29 protein-coding genes and 1 pseudogene are annotated in these 25,220 nt (G+C 37.1%); 17 read left to right on the forward strand and 13 right to left on the reverse strand.

Annotated features, from left to right (window positions below; genetic code table 11):
* Positions 1-68: 68 nt before the first annotated feature.
* The 3 genes from H6G44_RS09270 to H6G44_RS09280 all read left to right on the forward strand — a co-directional run bounded on the left by H6G44_RS09270 (position 69) and on the right by H6G44_RS09280 (position 1,229).
* The gene (locus H6G44_RS09270; RefSeq protein ID WP_190386228.1) at positions 69-314 is read left to right on the forward strand and encodes a hypothetical protein; all 246 of its coding nucleotides are present in this window, start codon (positions 69-71) and stop codon (positions 312-314) included.
* A gap of 112 nt (positions 315-426) precedes the next feature.
* A complete protein-coding gene (locus H6G44_RS09275; RefSeq protein ID WP_190386227.1) occupies positions 427-897 on the forward strand; it encodes a DnaJ domain-containing protein in 471 nt (156 codons plus the stop codon).
* Between the two features lie 59 nt (positions 898-956).
* On the forward strand, positions 957-1,229 hold the full coding sequence (locus tag H6G44_RS09280; RefSeq protein WP_190386226.1) for a DUF3143 domain-containing protein: 273 nt from the start codon (positions 957-959) through the stop codon (positions 1,227-1,229).
* A 45-nt stretch (positions 1,230-1,274) separates the two neighbouring features.
* On the opposite strand, the gene H6G44_RS09285 is transcribed toward H6G44_RS09280, so the two are convergent.
* The 3 genes from H6G44_RS09285 to lysA all read right to left on the reverse strand — a co-directional run bounded on the left by H6G44_RS09285 (position 1,275) and on the right by lysA (position 4,502).
* On the reverse strand, positions 1,275-2,024 hold the full coding sequence (locus tag H6G44_RS09285; RefSeq protein ID WP_190386225.1) for an isoprenyl transferase: 750 nt from the start codon (positions 2,022-2,024) through the stop codon (positions 1,275-1,277).
* Positions 2,021-2,989, reverse strand: a complete 969-nt coding sequence (gene cdaA, locus H6G44_RS09290; protein ID WP_190386224.1) for a diadenylate cyclase CdaA — start codon at positions 2,987-2,989, stop codon at positions 2,021-2,023. Before cdaA ends, H6G44_RS09285 begins: the two co-directional genes overlap by 4 nt.
* A gap of 100 nt (positions 2,990-3,089) precedes the next feature.
* Complete coding sequence (gene lysA / locus H6G44_RS09295) at positions 3,090-4,502, reverse strand: diaminopimelate decarboxylase (protein WP_190386223.1); 1,413 nt, start codon at positions 4,500-4,502, stop codon at positions 3,090-3,092.
* 125 nt (positions 4,503-4,627) lie between these two features.
* Between lysA and rimI the strand changes: the two genes are divergently transcribed.
* On the forward strand, positions 4,628-5,149 hold the full coding sequence (rimI, locus tag H6G44_RS09300) for a ribosomal protein S18-alanine N-acetyltransferase (protein ID WP_190386222.1): 522 nt from the start codon (positions 4,628-4,630) through the stop codon (positions 5,147-5,149).
* A 120-nt stretch (positions 5,150-5,269) separates the two neighbouring features.
* On the opposite strand, the gene H6G44_RS09305 is transcribed toward rimI, so the two are convergent.
* The 4 genes from H6G44_RS09305 to petB all read right to left on the reverse strand — a co-directional run bounded on the left by H6G44_RS09305 (position 5,270) and on the right by petB (position 7,895).
* Positions 5,270-5,641, reverse strand: a complete 372-nt coding sequence (locus H6G44_RS09305; protein ID WP_190386221.1) for a DUF2614 family zinc ribbon-containing protein — start codon at positions 5,639-5,641, stop codon at positions 5,270-5,272.
* A gap of 239 nt (positions 5,642-5,880) precedes the next feature.
* A complete protein-coding gene (locus tag H6G44_RS09310; RefSeq protein WP_190386220.1) occupies positions 5,881-6,327 on the reverse strand; it encodes an ATP-binding protein in 447 nt (148 codons plus the stop codon).
* A 256-nt stretch (positions 6,328-6,583) separates the two neighbouring features.
* The gene (petD, locus tag H6G44_RS09315) at positions 6,584-7,066 is read right to left on the reverse strand and encodes a cytochrome b6-f complex subunit IV (protein ID WP_190386219.1); all 483 of its coding nucleotides are present in this window, start codon (positions 7,064-7,066) and stop codon (positions 6,584-6,586) included.
* Between the two features lie 181 nt (positions 7,067-7,247).
* The gene (petB, locus tag H6G44_RS09320) at positions 7,248-7,895 is read right to left on the reverse strand and encodes a cytochrome b6 (protein ID WP_015083377.1); all 648 of its coding nucleotides are present in this window, start codon (positions 7,893-7,895) and stop codon (positions 7,248-7,250) included.
* A gap of 562 nt (positions 7,896-8,457) precedes the next feature.
* Here petB and ctpA point away from each other — a divergent pair.
* Positions 8,458-9,708: a carboxyl-terminal processing protease CtpA gene (ctpA, locus tag H6G44_RS09325; RefSeq protein WP_190595363.1), complete on the forward strand. Its 1,251-nt coding sequence runs from the start codon at positions 8,458-8,460 to the stop codon at positions 9,706-9,708.
* Positions 9,709-9,835: 127 nt separating this feature from the next.
* Here the strand turns inward: ctpA and H6G44_RS09330 are convergent, their stop codons facing one another.
* The gene (locus tag H6G44_RS09330; protein WP_190386217.1) at positions 9,836-10,546 is read right to left on the reverse strand and encodes an MBL fold metallo-hydrolase; all 711 of its coding nucleotides are present in this window, start codon (positions 10,544-10,546) and stop codon (positions 9,836-9,838) included.
* A 165-nt stretch (positions 10,547-10,711) separates the two neighbouring features.
* On the opposite strand from H6G44_RS09330, the gene H6G44_RS09335 reads away from it, so the two are divergent.
* Complete coding sequence (locus H6G44_RS09335; RefSeq protein WP_190386216.1) at positions 10,712-12,196, forward strand: site-2 protease family protein; 1,485 nt, start codon at positions 10,712-10,714, stop codon at positions 12,194-12,196.
* 99 nt (positions 12,197-12,295) lie between these two features.
* Here H6G44_RS09335 and lepA read toward each other — a convergent pair whose 3' ends face one another.
* Complete coding sequence (gene lepA, locus H6G44_RS09340; RefSeq protein WP_190386215.1) at positions 12,296-14,107, reverse strand: translation elongation factor 4; 1,812 nt, start codon at positions 14,105-14,107, stop codon at positions 12,296-12,298.
* Positions 14,108-14,461: 354 nt separating this feature from the next.
* Here lepA and H6G44_RS09345 point away from each other — a divergent pair, with 354 nt between their 5' ends.
* A complete protein-coding gene (locus H6G44_RS09345; protein ID WP_190386214.1) occupies positions 14,462-14,698 on the forward strand; it encodes a hypothetical protein in 237 nt (78 codons plus the stop codon).
* A gap of 50 nt (positions 14,699-14,748) precedes the next feature.
* Here H6G44_RS09345 and H6G44_RS09350 read toward each other — a convergent pair whose 3' ends face one another.
* Positions 14,749-14,997 (reverse strand): TIGR02450 family Trp-rich protein, encoded by a 249-nt coding sequence (locus H6G44_RS09350; protein ID WP_190386213.1) that lies wholly within the window; start codon positions 14,995-14,997, stop codon positions 14,749-14,751.
* A 631-nt stretch (positions 14,998-15,628) separates the two neighbouring features.
* Here H6G44_RS09350 and bchL point away from each other — a divergent pair.
* From bchL to H6G44_RS09365, 3 genes are all read left to right on the forward strand, one after another.
* Positions 15,629-16,495 (forward strand): ferredoxin:protochlorophyllide reductase (ATP-dependent) iron-sulfur ATP-binding protein, encoded by an 867-nt coding sequence (bchL, locus tag H6G44_RS09355; RefSeq protein ID WP_190386212.1) that lies wholly within the window; start codon positions 15,629-15,631, stop codon positions 16,493-16,495.
* 26 nt (positions 16,496-16,521) lie between these two features.
* Positions 16,522-17,307: a DUF5331 domain-containing protein gene (locus H6G44_RS09360; protein WP_190386211.1), complete on the forward strand. Its 786-nt coding sequence runs from the start codon at positions 16,522-16,524 to the stop codon at positions 17,305-17,307.
* 107 nt (positions 17,308-17,414) lie between these two features.
* Positions 17,415-18,818 carry a ferredoxin:protochlorophyllide reductase (ATP-dependent) subunit N gene (locus H6G44_RS09365; protein ID WP_190386254.1) on the forward strand — a complete coding sequence of 468 codons (1,404 nt, stop codon included), beginning with the start codon at positions 17,415-17,417 and terminating at the stop codon, positions 18,816-18,818.
* Positions 18,819-18,973: 155 nt separating this feature from the next.
* On the opposite strand, the gene H6G44_RS09370 is transcribed toward H6G44_RS09365, so the two are convergent.
* Both H6G44_RS09370 and H6G44_RS09375 read right to left on the reverse strand, forming a co-directional pair.
* A complete protein-coding gene (locus H6G44_RS09370) occupies positions 18,974-19,414 on the reverse strand; it encodes a hypothetical protein (RefSeq protein ID WP_190386210.1) in 441 nt (146 codons plus the stop codon).
* A 5-nt stretch (positions 19,415-19,419) separates the two neighbouring features.
* The gene (locus tag H6G44_RS09375; protein WP_190386209.1) at positions 19,420-20,709 is read right to left on the reverse strand and encodes an AAA family ATPase; all 1,290 of its coding nucleotides are present in this window, start codon (positions 20,707-20,709) and stop codon (positions 19,420-19,422) included.
* A gap of 109 nt (positions 20,710-20,818) precedes the next feature.
* On the opposite strand from H6G44_RS09375, the gene H6G44_RS09380 reads away from it, so the two are divergent.
* From H6G44_RS09380 to H6G44_RS09410, 7 genes and pseudogenes are all read left to right on the forward strand, one after another.
* Entirely contained in the window at positions 20,819-21,001 is a 183-nt protein-coding gene (locus H6G44_RS09380; RefSeq protein ID WP_190386208.1) for a DUF6972 family protein, read from the forward strand.
* A complete protein-coding gene (locus H6G44_RS09385) occupies positions 20,970-21,218 on the forward strand; it encodes a hypothetical protein (protein ID WP_190386207.1) in 249 nt (82 codons plus the stop codon). Before H6G44_RS09380 ends, H6G44_RS09385 begins: the two co-directional genes overlap by 32 nt.
* Before the next feature lie 17 nt (positions 21,219-21,235).
* Positions 21,236-21,712, forward strand: a complete 477-nt coding sequence (locus H6G44_RS09390) for a DUF29 domain-containing protein (protein ID WP_190386206.1) — start codon at positions 21,236-21,238, stop codon at positions 21,710-21,712.
* Positions 21,713-21,796: 84 nt separating this feature from the next.
* A complete protein-coding gene (locus H6G44_RS09395; protein WP_028091509.1) occupies positions 21,797-22,048 on the forward strand; it encodes a hypothetical protein in 252 nt (83 codons plus the stop codon).
* Positions 22,029-22,288, forward strand: a pseudogene (locus tag H6G44_RS09400) (Txe/YoeB family addiction module toxin). Before H6G44_RS09395 ends, H6G44_RS09400 begins: the two are co-directional and overlap by 20 nt.
* Positions 22,289-22,354: 66 nt before the next feature.
* Complete coding sequence (locus H6G44_RS20255) at positions 22,355-22,567, forward strand: DUF29 family protein (RefSeq protein ID WP_311138959.1); 213 nt, start codon at positions 22,355-22,357, stop codon at positions 22,565-22,567.
* Positions 22,568-22,597: 30 nt separating this feature from the next.
* Entirely contained in the window at positions 22,598-24,337 is a 1,740-nt protein-coding gene (locus H6G44_RS09410) for a DNA methyltransferase (protein WP_242031696.1), read from the forward strand.
* A 386-nt stretch (positions 24,338-24,723) separates the two neighbouring features.
* Here the strand turns inward: H6G44_RS09410 and H6G44_RS09415 are convergent, their stop codons facing one another.
* The gene (locus H6G44_RS09415) at positions 24,724-24,972 is read right to left on the reverse strand and encodes a hypothetical protein (protein ID WP_190386205.1); all 249 of its coding nucleotides are present in this window, start codon (positions 24,970-24,972) and stop codon (positions 24,724-24,726) included.
* Between the last annotated feature and the right edge of the window lie 248 nt (positions 24,973-25,220).

Genomic DNA, 25,220 nt, shown 5'->3' on the forward strand with positions numbered 1-25,220 from the left:
ACGGTTATCCAAAATATTGACCCCGCTTTAGACCTAAATTACGTTATTTTATGCCATAAGGAAAGATAATGCTAACACCAGAAGAATACGGGGTACAACAAACCCAACTTGCAGAGGAAGCAAACCAAAGCTCAGAAGAAGTAAAGCAACTCGGAGAAGAAGCAAAACAACGTGGAGAAGAAGTAAAGCAACTCGGAGAAGAAGCAAAACAACGTGGAGAAGAAGCAAAACAACGTGTAGAAAAGGCAACGGAAAGCGCGGAACAATTAGCAGATAAACTCAGAGAATTGAATATTGAACCTGGCATTTCATAAGTAATAATACACATTGTGTAGGTTGGGTTGATGTTAGGAAATATTACCATTTCTTGTACTTTCTTTCTTATTCACAAAAGACTTAGAATACAAAAAAAGATATTTGAGCAAAGTGACTCAAAAAACCGTGAACCACAATGGGGAATTCCCACACAGCAGCAATATTACCTATTATTCCCTGCTAGGACTCAATCCGGGAGCATCAGTAATTGATATTCGTCGCGCTTATAGAGAATTAAGTAAAATCTATCATCCAGACACGACAGAATTACCTGCTAATATTGCTACTGCCCAATTTCAGCAAATTAATACAGCCTACGCTACCCTGAGTAATCCAGAAAGACGCTTAAACTATGATTTAAAAATTGGGTATTCCCGTTTTAGCGTTATTCAATCCCCACCAGATTTAAATCATTCCGTACATAAACCCTATGACTTTTCAAAATCGATGTATTTGGATGCAAGCGATCGCTCCTTGTCCTCTGGAGAAATATTTGTATTATTTATTTTGGGGTTGACCATTATTAGTTGTATGCTATTAGCGATTGCCATAGCTATTCTACGTGGAGAGACAATTGGTTAAATCCAATTTCCCACCGCTAAAATAAGCCGATATTTTTTATACTTTTGATTTGAGTTGAATTGCCTATGCTACCCGCCAATATGCCCCTTTATAGTCATCCTTTACCAGAAATCGAACAATGGCTAAAAAACCAAGGTTGTCAACAAGACGATACCCATTTACATTATTGGCGTGTACAACGAGCTAATTGGGAAGCAGAACTTTGGTTAGATACTGAACAAATAACAGTTCGCTATCTTCAATCAGGAGAAAACCATCAAGATATTCAACGTTCCTTTAAATACTCGCTGAGCAGGGAAGATATCGAGGAAGCCGTGTTTTCTGGACCATAATTCAATCATGACCTATCTAAACTCACAATGTAAAATCAAAAATTGTTAGACTTTCCCAAACCGACGTTCTCTTTGTTGATAAACAGATATAGCCCGATGAAACTCACTGCGATCAAAATCAGGCCAGAGAGTATCAGTAATATAAATTTCACCATAAGCCATTTGCCAAAGTAAGAAATTTGATAATCGCATTTCCCCACTAGTACGAATTAATAAATCTGGATCTGCTATTCCGGCCGTATATAAATGGGCTTCAAATACCTCTTCAGAGATATCATCAGGGTTTAAAGAACCTTCCTTAACCTTTTGGGCAATTGCCCGACAAGCTTGTAAGATTTCCTGTCTACCTCCATAATTAGTAGCTATGGTAAACCGGATACTATGATTATCCTTAGTTTCTGCCATAGAACGGGAAATTTCCGTCTGAAGAGCCTGTGGTAAAGCCGATAAATTGCCAACAAACTGAATTTGCACATTTTCCTCTACCATTTCCCGCAGTTCTTGTCGTAGAACCCGCTGAAATAGATTCATTAAAAATTCCACTTCCTCCTGTGGTCTTTTCCAATTCTCCGTTGAAAAAGCATAGGCCGTTAGTGCTTTAATTCCCCAGTCCTTACAACAGTGAAGTAAATCCTTGAGAGCATCCACACCAGCTTTATGACCCATAATCCGGGGTAAACCTTGACGTTGTGCCCATCGGCCATTACCATCCATAATTACCGCAACGTGCTGGGGTAGTGATTCTCTGTTTAAGTCAAGGGGTAAATGTTGCAATTCAGTTTGTTGTGGTTTCATTTTTTATCTTGAGAAGCGGTCGTATCCCTACGGGGAAATAAGCTACGGGTAGCGTGTCGAAGACAAGGTAATCCAGGTAATCGGGAAATTAGTCTTAGTGATTGATTACCAAGCTGACGAACTAAACTCACAAGACCAGGAGCTACAGCTTCCCGATCTACAGTTGGAGAAAATCGAGCCTCTAAAGACTCTTTGAGCTTTTTAATAGTTAGTGGTCTATAGAGAGTTCCCTGTTCCGCTAGGGAAATAGAACCCGTTTCTTCAGATACAACGACACAAATACAGTTTTCGACTCTTTCGGTAATTCCCATGGCTGCCCGATGGCGTGTTCCCAACTGGCGCGACGCTGTACGCCCTGAAAGTGGTAAAATTATCCCTGATGATACAATGCGTGAACCACGAATTAACGTTGCCCCATCATGTAACAGGGTTTTGGGTTGAAAAATAGTTTGGATTAGTTCTTTAGACACTTCGGCATTTAGCTTGACCCCTGGGACGGAGAAATCTTGCTCTTCAATAGGTCCTGTGGTTTCTAAAATTAGTAAAGCGCCAATTCGGTTTTTTGATAACTCTTTAACTGCATCAACAATTTCATCAATTACACTATCCGATTTAGGAATCGCGCTGGCGTTATTGCGAAATAACTGCCAAAATTCACCACGTCCCAATTGTTCCAAAAAGCGGCGAAATTCTGATTGAAGTGCTACAGCCATAGCCACAGCACAGCCAATCACTAATTTTTCCAGGACAAAATTTAGCAGTGGTAATCCTAATTTGCCACTGAGTGCCGAGCAGAGCATTAAGATTATAAATCCTCGCACCATCCATAACGTGCGCCGTTCACTAATAATTACCAGGATCATGTATGTTAGTGCCAGAACTAACATCATATCCAGAGTCCCAAGGAGCAAGGACTGCGACCAATCTCCCAGGTTTATCAGCCATTGCTTCCACCAATCTCTCATGACATCTGGATTCTTATAGTCATTTGTCAGTTGTCATTTGTCAGTTGTCATTTGTGATTTGTGATTTTTTAACCACTGACCACTGACAACTGACTAGGAACTATTTAAGTCTTTCCGGTAGGCAATCTTGTCGAATCAGGTCTTGATATGTTTCGCGCTGCAAAATTAAATTTGCTTCGCCATTTGCCACGACAACCGCCGCCGGTCGAGGAAGACGATTGTAATTAGATGCCATACTGTAATTGTATGCACCAGTTCCCATAACTACGAGAATATCATTTGGTTCAGTTTTTGGCAGTTGGGCATTTTTAATCAGAATATCTCCTGATTCGCAATGTTTACCAGCCAATGTCACTGTTTCCGTACAAGGAATAGACATTTTATTAGCCACTACTGCCCGATAAACTGATTGGTAGGTTATGGGACGGGGATTGTCTGACATTCCACCATCAATGGCTACGTAGGTACGAATTTCGGGAATGACTTTAGAAGTACCAACAGTATAAGCAGTAACACAAGATGTAGCAATGAGCGATCGCCCTGGTTCACAGAGTAACTTTGGTAAAGGCAAATTTTCTGATAAACAAGCGGCTTGTACTACTTCACAAATCGCCTTTGACCATTCCACAATACTAGGGGGATCATCGGATTCTGTATATTTAATCCCTAAACCACCACCAACATTTAATTCGGTTATTTTTAAGTTATGTTTAGCCGCATCTCTCAACCACTGCACCATGACAGCAGCCAAATCTCTATGTGGTTGACGTTCAAAAATTTGTGAACCAATATGAGCGTGTAACCCCACACAGTTTAAACTCGGCTGTTTACCCACAAAAGCAAACACCCTTTGTAAATCATTGGGGTCAAAACCAAATTTACTATCTAAATGTCCAGTGCGAATATATTCATGAGTATGGCATTCTATTCCCGGTGTTAAGCGTAGCATGATCCGAATGGGCGCAAGGAAATACTTTTCTGTTTTCTCCTCTGCTATATTTACCAGTAAGTCCAACTCGTGCCAGTTATCCGCTACAATAGTGCAGCCAGACTCAATTGCTAAAACTAACTCATCACGAGATTTGTTATTTCCATGTAAGTAAATTTTATGAGGACTCATACCTGCACTTACCGCAGTATAAAGTTCGCCACCAGATACCACATCAATTCCTAACCCTTCTGAGGCAACAATGGCACAAACTGCTAGACAATTCCACGCCTTAGAGGCATAAAGTACCTGAGATTCTCCTTGATAGTATTCTTTAAAGGTATCTCGATATTGTCTACAAGCTGTCCGCAGGGTTTCCTCATCTAAAATATACAAAGGTGAACCAAATTGTTCAACTAGGGTTGTTACATCACACTCACCGATTTCTAGGTTGTCATGATGATTAACTCTAGCTGTCAAGGGTAAGAGTTGTTGGTTGGGGGAAATATCAGCACTGTTGCCATTTTTTGGCTGTAAATATTGACGGCCAGAAAGTTCAACTTCGACGGGGTGAGTCAATACCATAACTAATAAGAGTTGTCTTTGTGAAAAATCAGGGCATGAGTATATGTCCTCATCTCCAGTTTACCCTCTCATTGCTAATGGGTAATGGGTAATGGATAATTAACCTTCTTCAATCCTCGAAAACTGTGATTTCATCTGACTTAAAAATTCAATCTTTAACCACGGACAATTTAACTGAACTGTTAGAACTGGATAAAGCCTGTTTTGACGGTTTGTGGACTATGCAAGGCTACCTCCGGGAGTTAGAAAGTCCTAATAGTCATTTTTTGGGTTTATTTTCACCTTTTAATCACTCTGAACTGTTAGGAATGGGGTGCTTTTGGTCAATTTTAGAAGAAGCACACATTACAATTTTGGCAGTTCATCCCCAATATCATGGTCAAGGACTAGGAAAAGCTTTATTGTACTCCCTACTGCGAACTGCTACCGATCTTGGTTTGGAGAGAGCTACCCTGGAAGTCCGGGATTCTAATCTCGTTGCTATTTCTTTGTATGAGAAGTTTGGGTTCAAAACTGCGGGAAAACGACGGGGTTATTACAAAGATAACAATGAGGACGCTTTGATTCTTTGGCTTTCTGAACTACAGCAGCCACATTTTCTCAAAAATCTGGATCAATGGGCTAGTCTAATGAATTCACCCTTCTAGATTCCCATTGACAACTGGGGAATAGGGAATAGGTAAGAGACTTGAGGATAAGGTCGCCTATAGAAAGATATTTATTTTTCTCTTACCACTGACAACTGACCACTGACCACTGACAACCGACTAATCTTCCAATGATTGGGCTTGAACTTCAACCGCTGTCACATCAATTGTTCCTTCTGGTGTGAAGCGTTGAAATTGACTGTTTTTGACTAACAATGGTTCACCACAGTTAGTACACTGTGTTTGACTATTATTTAAACCTGTTAATTCATATCCACATACAGGACACTGACCACTCACCAGATTCTTTTGTAACCACCAGCGAAACCCGAAAAATGCTACCACAGGTAAAAAAAACAATAAACCCAAAATAATTACTAAGGAATTAACTAACCAGCCCAAACCTAATGATGCTAATAACCAGGTAATTGCTAACAGGGTCAGCCAAGGGCGGATTTTTTCAAAATTGAATTGCAAGTTTTTAAAGGTCATGTCTCAAATTTGTGCTGCTGACCCTAGGATAGCGATTTTCATTGTTGGTTATACAACAAGCTTACTTGTGAAGTCATAATACAGGTATTAGCTAGACGAAAATAAAATATTATTCTTCTTTAAAAAGTTTTTTAGCTTCCTCTGATGATAACAAACATCACACAATTACTGTAAGCTCTAGCTATAATTACTTCAACTTTTGATTTTTGACTTTTAAAAGCCGATTAGCTGACCAATTTCTAATGTTGTTGTTCTTCTAAACAATACTTAACAATCAACAGGCAATTTCTACTATCTGAATCGCGTTGATATACAACTTTATCAGCCAAGCGACGGAGTAAAAACCATCCATATCCACCGACTTGTAGAGTCCCTGGTTCTGGTTCAGTAATGACATCAGGATTAAATGGTTTTCCATAATCCCAAATTCTTATTTCCAGTTTATCAATCCATAAACTGACTTGAATTTCTATAGTTGTTTCCGGTGGTAAAGCATGATGAGCATGACGGACTGCATTGGTAAAGCCTTCTGCTAATGCTAGATTGAGACGATAAAGTTGGCTGTCTGACCAGCCATATTTCGGTAAATATTGCTGACAGAATTCTTCAAACCATTGTTGCACTGGGCTTAAGAGCTTAAGATCGCTCCTTACTGTCCGATGGTCTTGCTGCACTATGCTACGCATTGACCTTAACTCGAATAGAAAGTAGTTTTTTTGTAATTTGAGAATTTCACATCCGGAAATAGTCATGATGAGGTTGGATATCTTTCCGCAATTCCCGTTTAGTTAACGTCTGTTGATCTTCAAAAGTATATCTCCTTTAAAATATCAGTAGCAATTAGACCATCAATAATTGCGGCTATTTGCTGATTAGATATTGTCCTGCATACACTCTTGAAAATCACAGACGTTACCAGATTTAATTTTAACTGTAACTACCTTAGAACAATCCTAAAGTCAAGGATTTGTCTAATGGGAGAGCAGCACCAATACCTAGCCAAATAGTAACAAGAGTACCAAACAAAAATACTGTTGTTGCTACAGGGCGACGGAAAGGATTTTGGAACTTATTCACATTTTCCAAAAAGGGAACGAGAATTAATCCCAAGGGTACGGAAGCCATTGCTAACACACCTAATAATTTATTGGGTAGTGAGCGAAGAATTTGGAATACAGGATACAAGTACCACTCTGGCAAAATTTCCAAAGGAGTAGCAAAAGGATTAGCGGGTTCACCAATCATCGCGGGGTCTAGAACTGCTAGAGCGACAATACAGGCGAAAGAACCCATAATTACAACTGGGAATATATAGAGTAAATCATTGGGCCAAGCAGGTTCACCATAGTAATTGTGACCCATACCTTGGGCAAGTTTAGCTCTTAATTTGGGATCGCTCAGATCCGGTTTTTTTTGCGTTGACATTTCTAAATGCGCTCTCCGGCTGAAGTGAAGTTAAAGCATTGGTGAAAGCTATCAGCTATACAACTAGCTCAAGTTTCCGTTAGTAGTTTAGGTCTACAACTTACAATTTATGTTCTCTCAGTTTAAAACAAACTACGATGATCTGGAAACACAAGTTATGCCTGTTTGCTAATAACTTTGATTACAAAGGTCCAGAAATACCTTGTTTGCGAATCATCAAGAAGTGGAACAACATGAAGACAGCAATTAACCAAGGAAGAACAAAGGTGTGGGCACTATAGTAGCGGGTAAGTGTCGCTTGACCAACACTAGAACCTCCACGGAGTAAATCGGAGATGAGAACACCGACTACGGGAATTGCTTCTGGTACACCACTAACAATTTTTACAGCCCAGTAACCAACTTGATCCCAAGGAAGAGAGTAGCCTGTTACACCAAAGGAAACGGTGATTACGGCGAGAATTACACCACTGATCCAGGTTAATTCACGGGGCTTTTTGAAGCCACCGGTTAGATAAACGCGGAATGTGTGGAGAATCATCATTAATACCATCATGCTGGCTGACCAGCGGTGAATGGAGCGAATTAACCAACCGAAGTTGACTTCATTCATGATGTACTCGACAGAGGAGAAAGCTTCAGCAACTGTAGGTTTGTAGTAGAATGTCATCGCAAATCCAGTGGCGAATTGGATCAGGAAACATACTAGGGTAATTCCACCTAAACAGTAGAAGATGTTAACGTGGGGAGGAACATATTTGGTGGTGATATCATCAGCAATTTCTTGGAGATCCAAGCGTTCCTCAAACCAGTCATAGACGTTAGCCATACAATCTTAAGGTCCTAAAAATAGATTGCGGTTGATAAGTTTTGTTATGCGAACTGTAGTCAATTATGACTACTCAACTAACCTCAGTTAGAGGGTTTGCTTCTCGCTTCGTCCAAATGGGTTTCTATTTGTCCACGAGCGTCAATTTGGGTGTAACTCACCCTATTTTTAGGAAATCTTCCTGTTTTTCGTCTTTGCTAGTCAACGCTAACAATGTTGACTCCAAAGAAGATTTTATCGTTGATCAGGAAGAATGGACATCTCTTGACACTCTCCGGTCTAAGGACGCGGAGATTCTTGGTTCAACGAGTCCACTTAAACTAAACCCCTTACGGTATCTAGTTTAGAGGTGGTTCTCTCCTCAAGCTTTAACTTCCGGTATGCCCTACCGTAGTTGGATGACTCCAAATTTTGTTTGAGTTTAAATGCTAGTCCTCATAAATTTGGACTGGCAACTTTATGAGAAGAATGCACTTCTTCTATAAAAAAAGTAACATAGTCGAGAGATAGATTTCATCAGCAACTGAGCATTACAGAAAGTTTTAGGGAATTTGAGTCTGAGATGGCACTAAAATTAGGGTTCGTTAACAAGCGGGTTTGGCGGCTAGGATGTTTACTACTATTGCTTTTTTCCCTGGTATTTGGAGGATATATTTCTCCAGCTTCAGCTTTAACGCGGGAACAGAAGCTAGTTTATGAAGTGTGGCGAATTGTTAACCGTTCTTATCTGGATGGGACTTTTAACCATCAAAACTGGCTTGATGTCCGACAAAAGGCGCTAAAAAGTCGTTTTCCCAACCAGGAAGCCGCTTATACCACAATTCAGGATATGCTTAAGACCTTGGATGATCCTTTTACTCGTTTTCTTGAACCTGAGAAATACCGCAGTTTGCAGGTTAGCACTTCTGGAGAATTAATTGGTGTGGGTTTACAAATTGCTCTCAATTCCCGTGGTGGGCTGGAAGTAATTACACCTATTGAAAATTCTCCAGCCGAGAAAGCGGGTTTAAAACCACGCGATCGCATTTTGAAGATTGAGGGTTTATCCACAGAGAATCTAACTCTTGATGAAGCAGCAACACGGCTAAGGGGACCCCTGGGCAGCGTTGTTACGCTTTTAATTGGCAGAGAAGGAGAAAAGGATATAGAAGTTATTTTGGTGCGCGATCGCATTACTCTTAATCCTGTTGTATCTGATTTACGATTATCCTCCCAAGGTGACAAAATTGGCTATCTTCGTCTGAGTCAATTTAATGCCAATGCGGTTACTGAATTGGCTCAGGCTATTTCTATTTTAGAAAAAAAAGGCGCGTCTGCCTATATTCTTGATTTAAGAAATAATCCGGGTGGCCTCTTGCAAGCCGGAATTGAGATCTCTCGTTTATGGCTAGAATCAGGCACAATCGTTTATACTGCCAATCGTCAAGGTATTCAAGGCACTTATGAGGCTTTTGATCCGGCTCTCACAAAAGATCCTTTAGTAATTCTAGTTAATCAAGGAACTGCCAGCGCCAGCGAAATTCTAGCCGGTGCATTGCAAGATAATCATCGTGGCCAGTTAGTTGGGGAAACTACCTTTGGTAAAGGTTTAATTCAATCTTTGTTTGAATTATCCGATGGTTCTGGTTTGGCGGTGACAATTGCTAAATATGAAACTCCCAACCATCGAGATATTAACAAATTGGGAATTAAGCCAGATCAAATTATTCCCCAACCAGCAATTAACCGTGAACAAATCGGCACAAAGGCAGATGTTCAATATCAAGGGGCTATAGAACTTTTGAGTAAGAATTTGGCAATGGGTAATGGGTAATGGGTAATGGGTAATGGGTAATGGGTAATGGGTAATTGGTAATTGGTAATTGGTAATGGGTAATTGGTAATTGGTAATTGGTAATTGGTAGGAATTTCTTTCCCTATTCCCTATTCCCTCTTAACTGTCACCTGTCACCTAAATTCAAATTGTTGATTTTTTCGTAAGCGTGGTCTATACAGGTTTTACCTCTGAGGTAGCCTGTATTAGCACCGGGGCATAAATAAGTTAAAGTTTGTGTTGTAAAGCGATCGCTCAAAGACTGAATGCTTTTAAGTTGTCGTGGCCAATGAAAAGTTTTATACGTACGTATTGGCACAGGTTCACCATATTGGTTAGGAAGTAAATGCCGTCCAGAAAATAACACGCCTTCAAATTCACGATAGTATAGACATGATGAGCCTGGAGAATGGCCGGGTGTCCAAATTATTTCTATTGTGTCATCAAGAGTAAACTGATCAGTAAAAGTGGTAAGAGTTAAACCCGGCAATAAATAAGCCTCTTGTTCTTGAATCAAAATTTCGCAATTTAAGATCTGTTGATATTCTGCGGCCTTACCAATAGCACCACGATGACTGATAAAAAACCATTTGACTCCCCCATACAAGGACAAAAAATCCCGGTTTGTCTGTTCTAAAGCTGGGCAATCTATGAGAACATTCCCTTCATTTCTAACAATGAAGTAGGATGTCCCTCCTAAAGTGTCCCGATTCGGTGGAAAGGCAAAAATACTGTTAGGTGTCAAAATCAGAGGATTTTCCGCCGTTGACGTGGTTTTTGCCAATATAGAACGCGGTGGTTTAGTTTTGTGAATGGACTGTTGAGGCAAAAACGACATAAATGAAAAAACTAAGGTAATAGCAATGGTAAACAATCAGGTTACAGTGTATTTACTATGACTGTGAACTGTGATAGAAAAGTTAAGGTGTACACTCTTGTTTATGATCAAAATCTGTAACAGAAATTACAGGTAAGGCATCCTATCAAATATAGTGAAAATAATATGGAATTTTGGTTTCTCCTTTTTCTGGGGTTATTGACTTATTTAATGATGCAATACAGTGTTGCACGAGCAACAAGAACCCCTGTGTGGTTGTTGTGGTTGGTTTTAATGACACCTGCATTTATCTTAACTGGTTTGACACTGATATATGGTGTCAAACAAGCTCCTCCATCAGCCCTAATTCCTTTGGTAGCAGTGGTTTCAGCGGGCTGTTTATTATTATATTGGTTATTGTTTAATAGGGGACGAGAATTGCCTATAGATTCACAAAATCAATCTGAAGAAAATCAAGGACAATTAAATAATAATTCGACGGTCGAAACACCAATCCGCCCTATTAACTTAGCAGAAGAAACCCAACTACGAAATTGTTTTCCCTGGTCTGTATATTACGTTCAAAATATTGAATATCGCCCCCAAGCGATAATTTTTCGGGGACAGTTACGAACTACTTCTAGTAATGCTTACGAGCAAATTAAGGTTAATATTGAGAGGCAATTTGGCGATCGCTTTTTAGTCATATTTCAAGAAGGAATAAATGGTAAACCCTTTTTTGTTTTAGTTCCCAATCCTCAAGCAGTTAAACAAAATAACCAACAGGAATCGGAAAAAATTACTCAACCAGGGTTAGCATTACTATTGTTAGTAGCAACTTTATTTAGCACTACTTTTGTGGGCTGGAAATTTGCGGGTCTTCAATTTACACAACTGGAATCTGATTTCAGATTATTTTTCCATGGTTTACCCTATGCTTTAGGTTTAATGACTATTTTAGGTTCTCATGAACTAGGTCATTATTTAACAGCAAGATTTTATAAAATTCGCTCCACTTTACCTTATTTTATTCCCGTACCTTTTTTCTTAGGAACATTTGGGGCTTTTATTAAAATACGCAGTCCCATACCTCACCGCAAAGCTTTATTTGATGTGAGTATTGCTGGACCTCTAGCGGGATTTATAGTAACTATACCTTTATTGATATGGGGTTTAGCTCATTCACAAATAGTGGCTTTACCGGAGAAAGTTGAAATTTTAAATCTTAATGCACTTAATCCTAAATATTCGATTTTATTAGCTTTACTCTCAAAATTAGCTTTAGGAAGTGAATTAACTGCAAAATCTGCTATTGATTTACATCCAATTGCTATAGCAGGGTTCCTAGGATTAATCGTCACAGCTTTAAATTTGATGCCCGTGGGACAATTAGATGGTGGTCACATTATTCATGCTATGTTTGGACAACGTACTGCTGTTTTCATTGGTCAAATTACCAGATTATTATTACTCATACTTACGTTTATCAGGGAAGAATTTTTACTATGGGCAATTATTTTATTATTCATTCCCTTAGTTGATGAACCTGCTTTAAATGATGTCACGGAATTAGATAATCAACGGGATTTTATGGGATTAATGTCCATGGCTTTGTTATTATTAATTATTTTACCATTACCTCAATTTCTAGCTAAATTATTGCAGATTTAGCATTAACAAAGTCTATGCGTCAGAGAACACATAATCAGATGGTTTCCCCAACGCATGATATTTTTAACAAATCTTCACGTAACTTGTCCTAACCACTAATTAGCTTTGATCTAACTTCAATACAGCCATAAAAGCCTCCTGGGGTACATCTACAGTCCCCACGGCCTTCATCCGTTTTTTACCCTTAGCTTGCTTCTGCAATAGTTTTTTCTTCCGGCTAATGTCCCCACCATAGCACTTAGCGAGGACATCCTTCCGCATTGCTGGTATCTGTTCACTAGCAATGACTTTTGCACCAATAGCAGCTTGAATCGGGACTTTGAATTGATGACGGGGAATGAGTTCTTTGAGTTTTTCCGCCATTGCTCTACCGACATTGTAGGCTTTATCCCTATGGACAATCATGGCTAAGGAATCCACAGGATCACCGTTAATGAGAATATCCAATTTTACCAAAGGATTTTCTCGGTAGCCAATTAGATGATATTCCATACTGGCATAACCGCGAGAACGGGATTTCATTTGATCAAAAAAGTCAGTGACAACTTCCGCTAGGGGTAACTCATAAGTGAGTGTCGTCCGTCCTTGGGTGAGATATTTCATATCTTTGAAGATTCCCCGTCGGTTTTGAGACAACTCCATTAAAGAACCAACGTAGATTTCTGGAGTAATCATTTCTACTTTGACATAGGGCTCTTCAATTCTATCGCGCTCATTGGGTCCGGGTAAGCGACTAGGATTATCAATGTAGAGTTCTTCACCCTTGTTGGTGACAACTTTGTAAACCACTGAGGGGGCGGTAATGATTAAATCTAGGTTATACTCACGTTCTAGACGCTCCTGGACAATTTCCATGTGCAGCAATCCCAAAAACCCGCAACGGAATCCAAAACCCATGGCGCTAGAGGTTTCTGGTTCATACTGTAATGCAGCATCATTGAGTTCCAGTTTTTCTAAAGCTTCCCGCAAGTCTTCAAACTGGTCCGCGTCTATGGGGAACATCCCACAAAATACCATGGGGTTAGCTTCGGCATAACCTGGTAAAGCTTCTGTGGCTTTGTTTTTGCATAGGGTAATGGTGTCTCCTACTCTAGCATCACCTACGGCTTTAATGGCTGCGGCAAAATAACCTACTTCTCCAGCATGAAGTTCTTCAACTTGCTTTTGAGTGGGACAGAGAATGCCTAATTCATCAATGACATATTCTTTCTCTGAGGCCATTAAGTAGACGCGATCGCCTTTTTTTACAGTGCCATCCATGACACGGAAATAAACAATTACACCTCTGTAACTATCATAGTAACTATCAAAAATCAAGGCTCGCAAGCTATCATTGATGGTGTTGGCTGGTGGGGGAACTCGTTCGACAATTGTTTCTAATATCTCACTAATGCCAATTCCCTCTTTCGCTGAGGCTAAAATTGCCCCACTACAATCTAAACCAATAATTTCTTCAATTTCGCCAATTACTCGTTCTGGTTCTGCTCCTGGCAAATCAATTTTATTTAAAACAGGGATAATTTCCAGATTACTTTCTAGGGCTAAATAGACATTTGCTAATGTTTGCGCCTCTACACCTTGGGACGCATCCACAACCAATAACGCTCCTTCACAAGCTAAAAGGGAACGGGAGACTTCATAGGAAAAATCTACGTGACCGGGAGTATCAATTAAATTAAGAACGTACTGCTGACCATCTTTAGCAGTATAATTCATCCGGGCAGCTTGCAGCTTAATTGTAATGCCGCGCTCCCGTTCTAAATCCATGTTATCAAGAAACTGCTCTTTCATCTGTCTATCTTCTACAGTCCCAGTCGCCTGTAGTAAACGATCTGCGAGAGTTGATTTCCCGTGATCAATGTGAGCAATAATACAAAAATTGCGAATGCGAGCTGCGGGAACGTCAGTCATATACTATCTTTGCTCTAAAGCAAGCCAAAATGAAAGCTATTTACTTCATGTATTTTAATGCTTTCTGCGGTAATAAGGCAAAGGGCAAGGAAGAGGTAATCAGATAAAATTAATTATACTGGTTATTTTTCTGTTTTCTGTTCAGTATAAAATCGTGAGAACACTAATAGGGTAATAGGGTTTGAGGATTTTGGTGCGGGTATTGCTGTGATCACAACTTACGTTATTATTTAAAATCTATTTCCAACTCCCGGTATTTATGACTTAGCAGCTTACAATTAAATAGACCGAACTATAAATATCATAACTGCTTGACGGCACTTTCAATAAAACTATTTCAGAGTATTTAAACCCATGAATATGCAAGAACAACCTAAAAGTACAGATAACAAACGCGCTGACAAGACAGAAATCGCTCTCAATCTAGATTCAGAATTAATAGAGCAAATTCAACATCTCACTAATGATCCTAGTAAGGTGATTGAGGTGGCTGTCCGTCAGTGGTTACGGGGTGATTTCACCAGAGATGATGAGTTAACACGGGCTCCTCTACGGACACCTGTTCCCCCCCGTGGTGAGTGGAATGATTAAATCACTGTATCAAAAACCATTGATGGGTTAAAATTTGGGGGAATGGGGAATTAATGGCTATCAATAGAATTAATTTCTTGTAAAGTTTGCCACCCAGCGTACCACTGGGAATTATCTTGTAATAATTTAGCATTTAACCAAAAGCGTACTTGGGGATCACAAGCTGCTACCATTTCCGCATATACCCATTTACCCTGATTTTTACGGTTAACAACCTGAAAATGTCTCCAGCCATCAACTTTCTGTTGTGCTGTCCATTTAGAACCTAATAAGTAGGGAAATTTTTGTTTTTTAGTCATTTGTCAGTGGTCGGTGGTCAGTAGTCGGTGGTCATTTGTCAATGGTCATTTGTCAGTGGTTAGTTGTTAGCTACCAATTCCTATTAAGTTTTATATCAGGGATTTTATAATTTAATAAATATTTACTAATCAATAGGTAAGGATAACTATGGGAAGAGGGATCTCTAATAAAATTCCTTTATTGCCAATTTTACTCCTTGATTAAAACTGCTGATCGATCTGCATTCCAATATCTCATCTTTACTTACAACCTATTGCTGACAAGGGTTTTCTGGTTGCAAATACCCTAAATACTCCCAATATCCTCAATAACAACGCCATAAGCAAATATTATGGAATCAATAAATTTTTATTTATTATATTTTTTTGTCTTTTGAAACTATTTTTATAAAAATGGTTTTATAAAACCTTAAAAATATAATTTTTTAGTTTTTTTTAGAAGAATTATTAGGTTAATAGATTAAAAATAGTAGATTTATTTCCATAAATGGCTGATATCACCATTTTTCAGATTATAGACCCCTTTTCTTTTGAGGGGATTTAGACAATAATTGCACTTACATAGCTCACAAGTTGCCGAATCAATTTGGAAACAAAGGGTTTGTAAAGAAACTATAAGAGAGGAAAAAAAATGAAACTAGCAGTTTACGGAAAAGGTGGAATTGGCAAATCTACAACCAGTTGTAATATCTCTGTGGCTCTAGCTAAACGGGGTAAGAAGGTGCTACAAATTGGTTGTGACCCCAAACATGACAGTACCTTTACTTTGACCGGGTTTTTGATTCCTACCATCATTGATACCTTGCAAGAAAAAGATTATCACTACGAAGATGTTTGGCCAGAGGACGTAATTTACAAAGGCTATGGTGGTGTTGATTGCGTTGAAGCAGGTGGACCTCCAGCAGGTGCTGGTTGTGGTGGTTATGTAGTTGGGGAAACAGTCAAATTATTAAAAGAACTTAATGCTTTTGATGAATACGATGTAATTTTATTTGATGTACTTGGTGACGTTGTTTGTGGTGGCTTTGCAGCACCGTTGAATTATGCGGATTATTGCCTAATTGTTACAGATAATGGCTTTGATGCCCTATTCGCTGCTAACAGGATTGCGGCTTCTGTGCGGGAAAAAGCTCGGACTCACCCCTTGCGTTTAGCAGGGTTAATCGGTAATCGTACTTCCAAGCGCGACCTGATTGAGAAGTATATAGAAGCAGTGCCCATGCCTGTTTTAGAGGTATTACCTTTGATTGAGGATATCCGCGTTTCGCGGGTTAAAGGTAAAACTTTATTTGAAATGGCAGAGTCAGATCCTTCTCTGAGCTATGTTTGCGACTATTACCTGAATATTGCTGATCAAATTCTCGCTCAACCGGAAGGTGTTGTTCCCAATGACTCTCCTGACCGTGAACTTTTCTCACTATTATCAGATTTTTATCTCAATCCAGTAAAAGTTAAGGCCACAAATGCAGAAGAGGAATTAGACTTGATGATTGTATAAAACCTTTTACCTCTCAGGATGGATTTATGGCTTTCTTTGATAGTTTTACAGATTCGATCAAACAAAAGTGGTTGCAATTCTTTCAGGCAAATCGTGAATGGATTGTACTCCAGATGACTGTTGAATCAGTTTATACGCCTGATGGTGGCAAGCGTCCCTCTTCTTACCTCATCCTGGGAGTCATCAATGCTCTAGAACCGAAATTAGCCCAGCTAATGTTCCCCTTTGCTAAATTGAATCCTGATGCGGATACTTTGATTGAAGTTCTGAATTTACATTTTGACCCCGATATTGCCTTGGGTAATCGTCTTAGCCCCACTGTAGAGCCAGAAATTTACTCCGGTGAAATGTCTGTGGTTAAGGCAGATGTCTCTGAACCAACACCAGCTACCAATTCTAGTGACTTGAACGAGAAAAACAAGTCAGAAGCTAGTTGGGCCGCAGTAGAAGATAATTATGGCTTTGATGATGTTTCTTTATCTCAAGATATTGCTAGTGACTCAGAAGTGTTATCTAGTCCAGAGGTAATAGGTGATTTCGGTCATGTCTCTTTTAATGTTAATGATTTAACTGATGAAAGCGATAATCAGGGATTTGATAGCTTAAATTTAGTGGGTGAAAGTTCTTTTGAGGAAATAGATGAAAGTGATTTTAGTAGGCTGAATCTATCTGAAGAAACTGGATTTGATAATTTAGTTTCGGATGTATGGGGCGATGAAAATTCGTTGCTGACTGGTGAGGAAAGTTTGGAAGGACTGACATCTGAGGTTTTTGATGAATCAGAAATGGATCGTCTCTTCCCTAACCATTAATTGTTGAAAACAGGTGACAGGTGACAGGTGACAGGTGACAGATGGGGGTTACCAATCACCAATCATCTGCTTTACAAGCTAAAAAAATTTCAGAGGAGAATATTAATATGACTGTTGCTCAACAGCCAGAAGCTTTAAATTTTGAATGTGAAACCGGAAATTATCACACTTTTTGCCCGATTAGTTGTGTGGCTTGGTTATATCAAAAGATTGAAGATAGTTTCTTTTTAGTTATTGGCACAAAAACCTGCGGTTACTTCCTGCAAAATGCCATGGGGGTGATGATTTTTGCTGAACCTCGCTATGCTATGGCTGAATTAGAAGAGGGGGATATTTCGGCACAGTTGAATGATTATGAAGAATTAAAACGATTGTGCCAGCAAATTAAACGCGATCGCAATCCTAGTGTAATTGTCTGGATTGGTACTTGCACTACGGAAATTATTAAAACCGATTTGGAAGGTTTAGCACCTAAGTTAGAAGCGGAAATTGGTATTCCTATTGTTGTGGCTCGTGCTAACGGCCTCGACTACGCATTTACCCAAGGAGAGGACACTGTGTTAGCCGCTATGGCTCATCGTTGTCCTGAAAAGTCTCCTATATCGGAAACTGAAAAAGGCGAGCGTAACGCCATTCAGAAGCTGATGAATTTCGGTAAGAAAAAAGAAGATGTAGCCCAAGATGAATCTGAGTATGTAAATCATACACCTTTGGTGCTGTTTGGTTCTTTACCTGACCCAGTAGTTACACAATTAACTTTGGAATTGAAGAAGCAAGGTATAAAGGTTTCTGGGTGGCTACCGGCAAAACGGTTTACAGAATTACCGGTAATTGAAGAAGGGTATTATGTTGCTGGTGTTAATCCTTTCCTCAGCCGTACCGCTACAACTTTGATGCGTCGTCGCAAGTGTAAACTCATAGGCGCACCATTCCCCATTGGTCCTGACGGAACACGGGCTTGGGTAGAAAAAATCTGCTCTGTGTTTGGAATTACTCCCCAGGGTTTAGATGCAAGAGAAGCGCAAATGTGGGAAAATTTAGAAGAATACGTGCAATTAATTCGCGGTAAATCTGTGTTTTTCATGGGCGATAATTTATTAGAAATTTCCCTAGCCCGGTTCTTGGTTCGTTGTGGTATGACTGTTCAAGAAATTGGGATTCCTTACATGGATAAACGCTATCAAGCTGCGGAATTAGCTTTGTTAGAAAAGACTTGTCAGGAAATGGGTTCACCTTTACCAACTATTGTCGAAAAGCCAGATAATTACAATCAAGTGCAACGAATTTATGAGTTAAAACCAGATTTGGTAATTACTGGTATGGCTCATGCTAATCCTCTGGAAGCACGAGGTATTAATACTAAGTGGTCTGTGGAGTTTACTTTTGCTCAAATTCACGGTTTTGGTAATGCGCGTGATGTTTTGGAGTTGGTAACTCGTCCTTTAAGAAGGAATAATAATTTGAAGGATTTGGGTTGGGATAAGTTGGTAAGAGAAGAAGCGAAGATTTAGGTTTTTTCGGAAATATTCAGGACGGGCTTTTGGGTTCGTCCTTTTTTTGTTTTTATCTCACGCAGAGACGCAAAGGAAGAGAACAGGAATTTTAGATTAGTAGATTAGTGTTATATTTTGAAGGTTTGAATTTTATGGATATACTTTAATGTTGATTAGTTTGATTGAGGAATGAAGACATTAATATTTTCATTACATCCTGTTTTTTTAACTTTTAGGACTGCATTATATTTACTTTTAAACGATTTTTTCTTGACTTGAATTTGTGTAGAGTCCAGAGGGCATCTAGTGGTAATTATATAGCAATATTTAGGAACATTTTTATAATCTTGGGATACAACTTTAATTGTATTTTCAATTTGTATAAATGCGTGTTCTACATCAGAACCTTTTAACTCTATATATATTTCAATATAAGGTTCATAGATAATTAATAACCAATCACATTTAACACCTTGAATATCTAAACAGCCGTCTACTTGAACTTTCGTAACTTCTATTAAGTTTTCATTACCAAAAATTATTTTACTACTTTTCTTTTCTTCTATTAAAATATTTTTATGGGTAATTTTTTCAGAACATTTATCTAAATTCACTGATTTTATTCTCCAAATTCAAGTTCTATTAATTTTTCAAAAACTCTACTAAATTCGTTCGATACATCATCAATTATATTTGTATCAATTAAATGGTTTTCTTCATTAATTAAACTTTCAATCATGCCATTTTTGATAGTGTAAGCAGCAATATCATTAATATCTAACATTTGATTTTCTGGAACTATTTTAAATAATTCTCTGAGTAAATCATTTTGTTCAGGTTTTTCTTTTAATACTTTAAGGGTATTTCCTGCTTGAATGAGGTTATTAAAAGCTGTTAATATGTAAGGGCTGTGAGTAGTAATGAAAAATTTATGCTTTTTTTCAGTTATATTAAAAACCTGGCTGATTAAACTTACAATATGTTTTTGTGATGTAGGAAATAAATGTGCTTCAGGTTCTTCTATAATGAAAAGGCGTGTTGTTGAGCTAATAAAAGGCAAAATAGCTAATATAAGTGTCATAGGTAGAGCCTCTTGTTGTCCAGAAGATGAATATGATAAATTAGTCCTTCTGTTTTTGTTCGTTTCGTTAGTGTATAATATCCAGTCCTGATCTTTTTCATAGGAATAATTACCAACTATTATCTGATTAATTAATTCATCAATTGAATCATTTGGTTTTAACAGATGAATAAATTTTCTAAGATGATACAAATTTTTTACTCTTTCATAAGCTGAACCAAATTCTTTTAGAAAATAATCTATGACTATATTTTCTGATAAAAAGGAAAAAATATTATTTTGTAAGTTAGCAAAAAATGACCTGCCAGCAGGGATAAAAGTTACTAAATCAAGACTATTAACATGATTATTTCTCAGAACATATTCAGGAAAGATTGTGTTGTAATATTCTTCAATTATTTTTTCAGGATTATTCTCTGCATATTCAATAGTTTTTTTATCATATTCACTCAGGAGTTTTCTGCGAATTTTAACTAAATATTCAGAATATGTCAGACATAATTTAAACTTTTTATCATCTGATTTTTTGTTGTTTAAAGCTACGGAATAACTATCAAATTCATATAAAATTTGAAACTCCTGATTTTTCCAAGAATATTCAGGAAATATGATTTTAAAAGTTATAATTATATTTCTATCAAATTCTGCTTTCTTTTGCTTATTCTGGATTGAAGAACGATATTTAATAAAAAAATCTTTAAAGAAATAAACTAATTTGGCAATTACGCTTTTACCACTCGCTTGCTGCCCAATAATAATATTTATCTTGGATAAATTAAATTCAATATCATTGATGTTGAGAAAGTTTTTAATTGTTAGTTTTTCCATAAGTAAAATTGTAGACCTAATAACACATTTGTATTATTGAAATGTAAATTGACAATACATTATACATTATATTTTGCAAATTTAAAATCCGCATAAATATCATTTTTTAATGTATCATCAAATTATACAAACAGCTATCATTCGTAATCATGAACTATATGGGCTCTATCTTGCCAGCGCAATTGGCTATAGAATAGATATTAATGGCAGTCAAATTCCTCTGCATTATGGTGAAATAAAACTCACTGGAGATAAATATCATGTCATTCCCCGCACTCGACCTAGCCAATAACTGGCAGTTTACAGAAATATGGGTTGACCCTACCTCTGTACCTCCCTATATTTTGATGTTGCTTGGTGACGATAAAAATAATTATTGTATTTTAGATCCTACGGAAAAATACAAAATAGTTTTTGCTTGTTCCAGCTATGAAGAAGCAAAACTTTGGCTACTTGAGGATGAATATGAGCGTGTGGAAGGTCGAGTTTTAGCAGAACAGGTAACTTAACTTATTTGGGGGTATATATGAACCATCAACTCTATGAACAAGATTTTAATCTGTGGCGAGAAACTCTTATTACACAAATCAAAGAAAAACATTTTCATCATATTGATTGGGAACATTTACTATTAGAACTGGATGATATGGGTAAATCGGAAAAACGGTCTTTTTTGAGTAATTTAACAATTTTAATTGCTCACTTACTCAAATTAACTGTTCAATCTGATGCTCCTGAAATGATGAAAGTAAGTTGGTACAGTTCTGTTACTGAACATCGCTTTAGAATTAAAAAAGATTTACAAGAAAATCCTTCTTTTAAAAATTATCTGCATGAAGTAATTTTTATCGCTTATGCTGATGCTAGAAAACTGGCAATTAAAGAAAGTAAAAATGCTAAGTTAGGAGTTAGAAAACCAGATGAATCAGAATATCCTCTTGATTTACCTTTTACTTTAGAACAGTTATTAGATGAAGATTTTTATGGAGATATAGTTGAATAGTTGGTTGGTTTGGGGAACAGTTTTAACCAGGTAATTCTAAAGGTTGAGAAGGAATAATAAACATTATCAGAGTAATTAAAAATTATGCTCAGTGGAATTAAACAAAAGGCTATTGTCGGTAAAGATGGCAAAATCGAACTATCTACCACTGAATTACCAGCAGGGACAGTTGTAGAAGTTATTATCCTAGTTGAATCACCTATTGAAGAAGATGAAACTACCTATCTTCTCAAATCAGAAGCTAACAAACAACATCTACTCAAAGCTATGGAAAATGTAGACAAAGGCAACCTAATTTATGTTGATTTAGATGAATATGAAAAAAGTAGCATTTGAACCAGAAGCTTTTGAACAATTGGGTGAGTGGGAAAGGAAGATAAAAAAGTCTTTAAAAAAATCTTGGAATTAATTAAAGATATCCAAAGAGAACCATTTTCTGGGATAGGTAAACCAGAACGACTAAAATATGAATTGCAAGGTTACTGGTCAAGACGAATTACAGATGAACATAGATTAGTTTACAAGATAGAAGAAGATTTATTGATTATTCTGTCTTGTAAATATCATTATGATTGATAAAAGATGATTACTGAAATAATGAAAAGAAGTTGGTACAGTTCTATTGCTTAACATCGCTTTAGAATTAAAAAAGATTTACAAGAAAATCCTTCTTTAAAAAATTATATTCATGAGGTAATTTTTATTGCTTATGCTAATGCTAGAAAACTGGCAATTAAAGAAAGTAAAAATGCTAATTTGGGAGTGAGAAAACCAGATGAATCTGAATATCCTCTTGATTTACCTTTTACTTTAGAACAGTTACTAGATGAGGATTTTTATGGAGATATGTTATAATATTTAGTTGAAAATATTTATAAATTAGTTATGTCAACATCTATGAAACGTCTTTACTACGGTGATAACTTACAAGTCCTCAGAGAAAATATTCCTGATGAATGTATTGATTTAATCTATCTTGATCCGCCTTTTAATTCTCAAGCTAATTATAATATTTTCTTCAAAAATTCTACTGGTAAAGGTTCAGAAGCTCAAATTACAGCTTTTGAAGATACTTGGACATGGGGAATTGAATCAGAACGATTTTTGGATGAAATTCAAGATATAAAAGGTGAATTGTATCAATTATTAGATTTATTAGTGAGAACTTTAGGTAAAAATTCATTATCAGCTTATTTGGTAATGATGTCCATTCGATTAATAGAATTACATCGAGTTCTCAAATCTACAGGTAGTTTATATTTACATTGCGATCCTACAGCAAGTCATTATTTAAAAATGATTTTAGATTTGATTTTTGGAGCGGATAAATTTAGAAATGAAATTATCTGGAAAAGGACTGGTTCTCATGGAGGTGCTAAAAGGTGGGGACCTGTTCACGATACTATTTTGTTATACACAAAAACGAAAGATTATACATGGCATAAAGTCTATCAAGACTACGACGAAAACTATATTAAAGACTTTTATAGATTTGAAGATGATAAAGGGTTTTATCGGCTTGTAACATTAACAGCAGCAGGTATCAGAAAAGGTGATTCAGGTAAACCTTGGCGTGGTATTAACCCTACAGATGTTGGTCGTCACTGGGCATTACCTGTCAAAGCAATTGAAAGCTTAATTAATGGTAATTCTAAGTCACTATCAACACAAGAAAAACTAGATATTCTAGATGCTAATAATCTAATCTACTGGCCAGTGAAAGGGCAAGTACCACAATATAAGAGATATTTAGATGAAGCTCCAGGTACACAGATTCAAGATATAATTAGTGATATTAAACCTGTTTCTTCTCAAGCTAAAGAACGGTTAGGATATCCTACTCAAAAACCTTTATCTTTATTAGAAAGAATTATCCAAGCTAGTAGTAATAAAGGTGATATTGTACTTGATCCATTTTGTGGATGTGGAACAGCAATACACGCAGCAGAAAATTTAGGTAGAAATTGGATCGGTATTGATATTACTCATTTAGCAATTGCTTTAATAGAAAAACGATTAAGAGATGCTTTTCCTAACAAATTTATTGAAGATGAAAATAAAAATCAAAAGTTAGTTCCAGGGATTGAATTTGAAGTAGAAGGTACACCCCAAGATTTAGCAGCAGCCGAAGATTTATTTGCTCGTGACCCCTATCAATTTCAATGGTGGGCTTGTTCTTTAGTTAATGCACAACCCTATAAAGATCAAAAGAAAGGTGCAGATGGTGGTATTGATGGATTGATATTTTTTGAAGATGTTATTGATATCAAAAAATCAAATAAAACTGCTGTGAAAAAGATTATTGTCAGTGTTAAAGGTGGGAAAAATCTTAACCCAGCGATGATTAGAGATTTACGCGGTACAATGGAGACAAATAAGGCAGAAATAGGATTGTTTGTGACTCTCACACCTCCCAGTCAACCAATGATTAAAGAAGCAGTATCTTCAGGTTTTTATAAAGCTGGAAATGGCAGAAATTACGCGAAAGTGCAAATTTTAACTATTGAAGAATTATTGACAGGACAGAAGCGACCAGAATTTTTTGATATGAAACAGGGAGAATTGACATTTAAGAAAGCACAAAGGGAAAATCAAGATATAGGAGAACAGGGGGAATTGTTTTAGTATACTAATACTTACAATTAACTTAAACTACAATCTAATTTTCTCTACTTACAACATAGCGAAATGTTTTTTAACCTTTACGTGGTGTGTTGGATAAATAACGCTACGGAAAAATACAAAATAGTTTTTGCTTGTTCCAGGTATAAAAAAGCAAAACTTTGGCTACTTGAGGATGAATATGAGCGCGTGGAAGGGCGAGTTTTAGGTGAATAAGTGACTTAATTTATTCAAATAATAGAGTTAGAATAGAATTCAGTCGAGGATACACATAAAAATTGAGGATAAGATCTCTTACCCTCAACTTCTCCGCTGAAACCAATTGCTTATAGAATTGAAAAGAAGATTTTACTTCTAACTCAGTGACTCCTGCTATATTTACCAAATGGTTAATAAGCTAAAGTTTCTAAAGTCTCTCTTAAATACATTTGTACTTGTTGATCTAAACGTAAACTTTGTAATTGAGCGTTACATTCTAATTGCCATCTTTGAAAACCCGAACTAGCAGAAATCGCATATTTCAGGTTGTGCCAAAATTGAGTATTAGCAGATACTTGATAATTTCTACGTTCACCGCTGACATAGCCTTTATTATCGGTGCTATGGGCGTAATCGCTAGAAGTTGGAAATTGAGCCATAATTCCTCATTCCTTATTTTTCACTTCCAGAGTTGGACAATTGGGGATTTAGGATGTTAAATTTCAGATTTCTATTTATTTTACACTCATGAGGTAAGACATAAATTTAATTAATTTTAGTTACCCAAATCTAAAACTGAGAATTTTTGCTGAATCTCTCCTGAATATAATGGTTTTATACCTGAAAATTCTGTCTCATTCATCACAAAATACAGAATTTTTGGCGAGAAACTTCTAAAAAAAACTGG

Source organism: Aphanizomenon flos-aquae FACHB-1287, from assembly GCF_014698755.1.
Taxonomy (GTDB): domain Bacteria; phylum Cyanobacteriota; class Cyanobacteriia; order Cyanobacteriales; family Nostocaceae; genus Dolichospermum; species Dolichospermum flosaquae.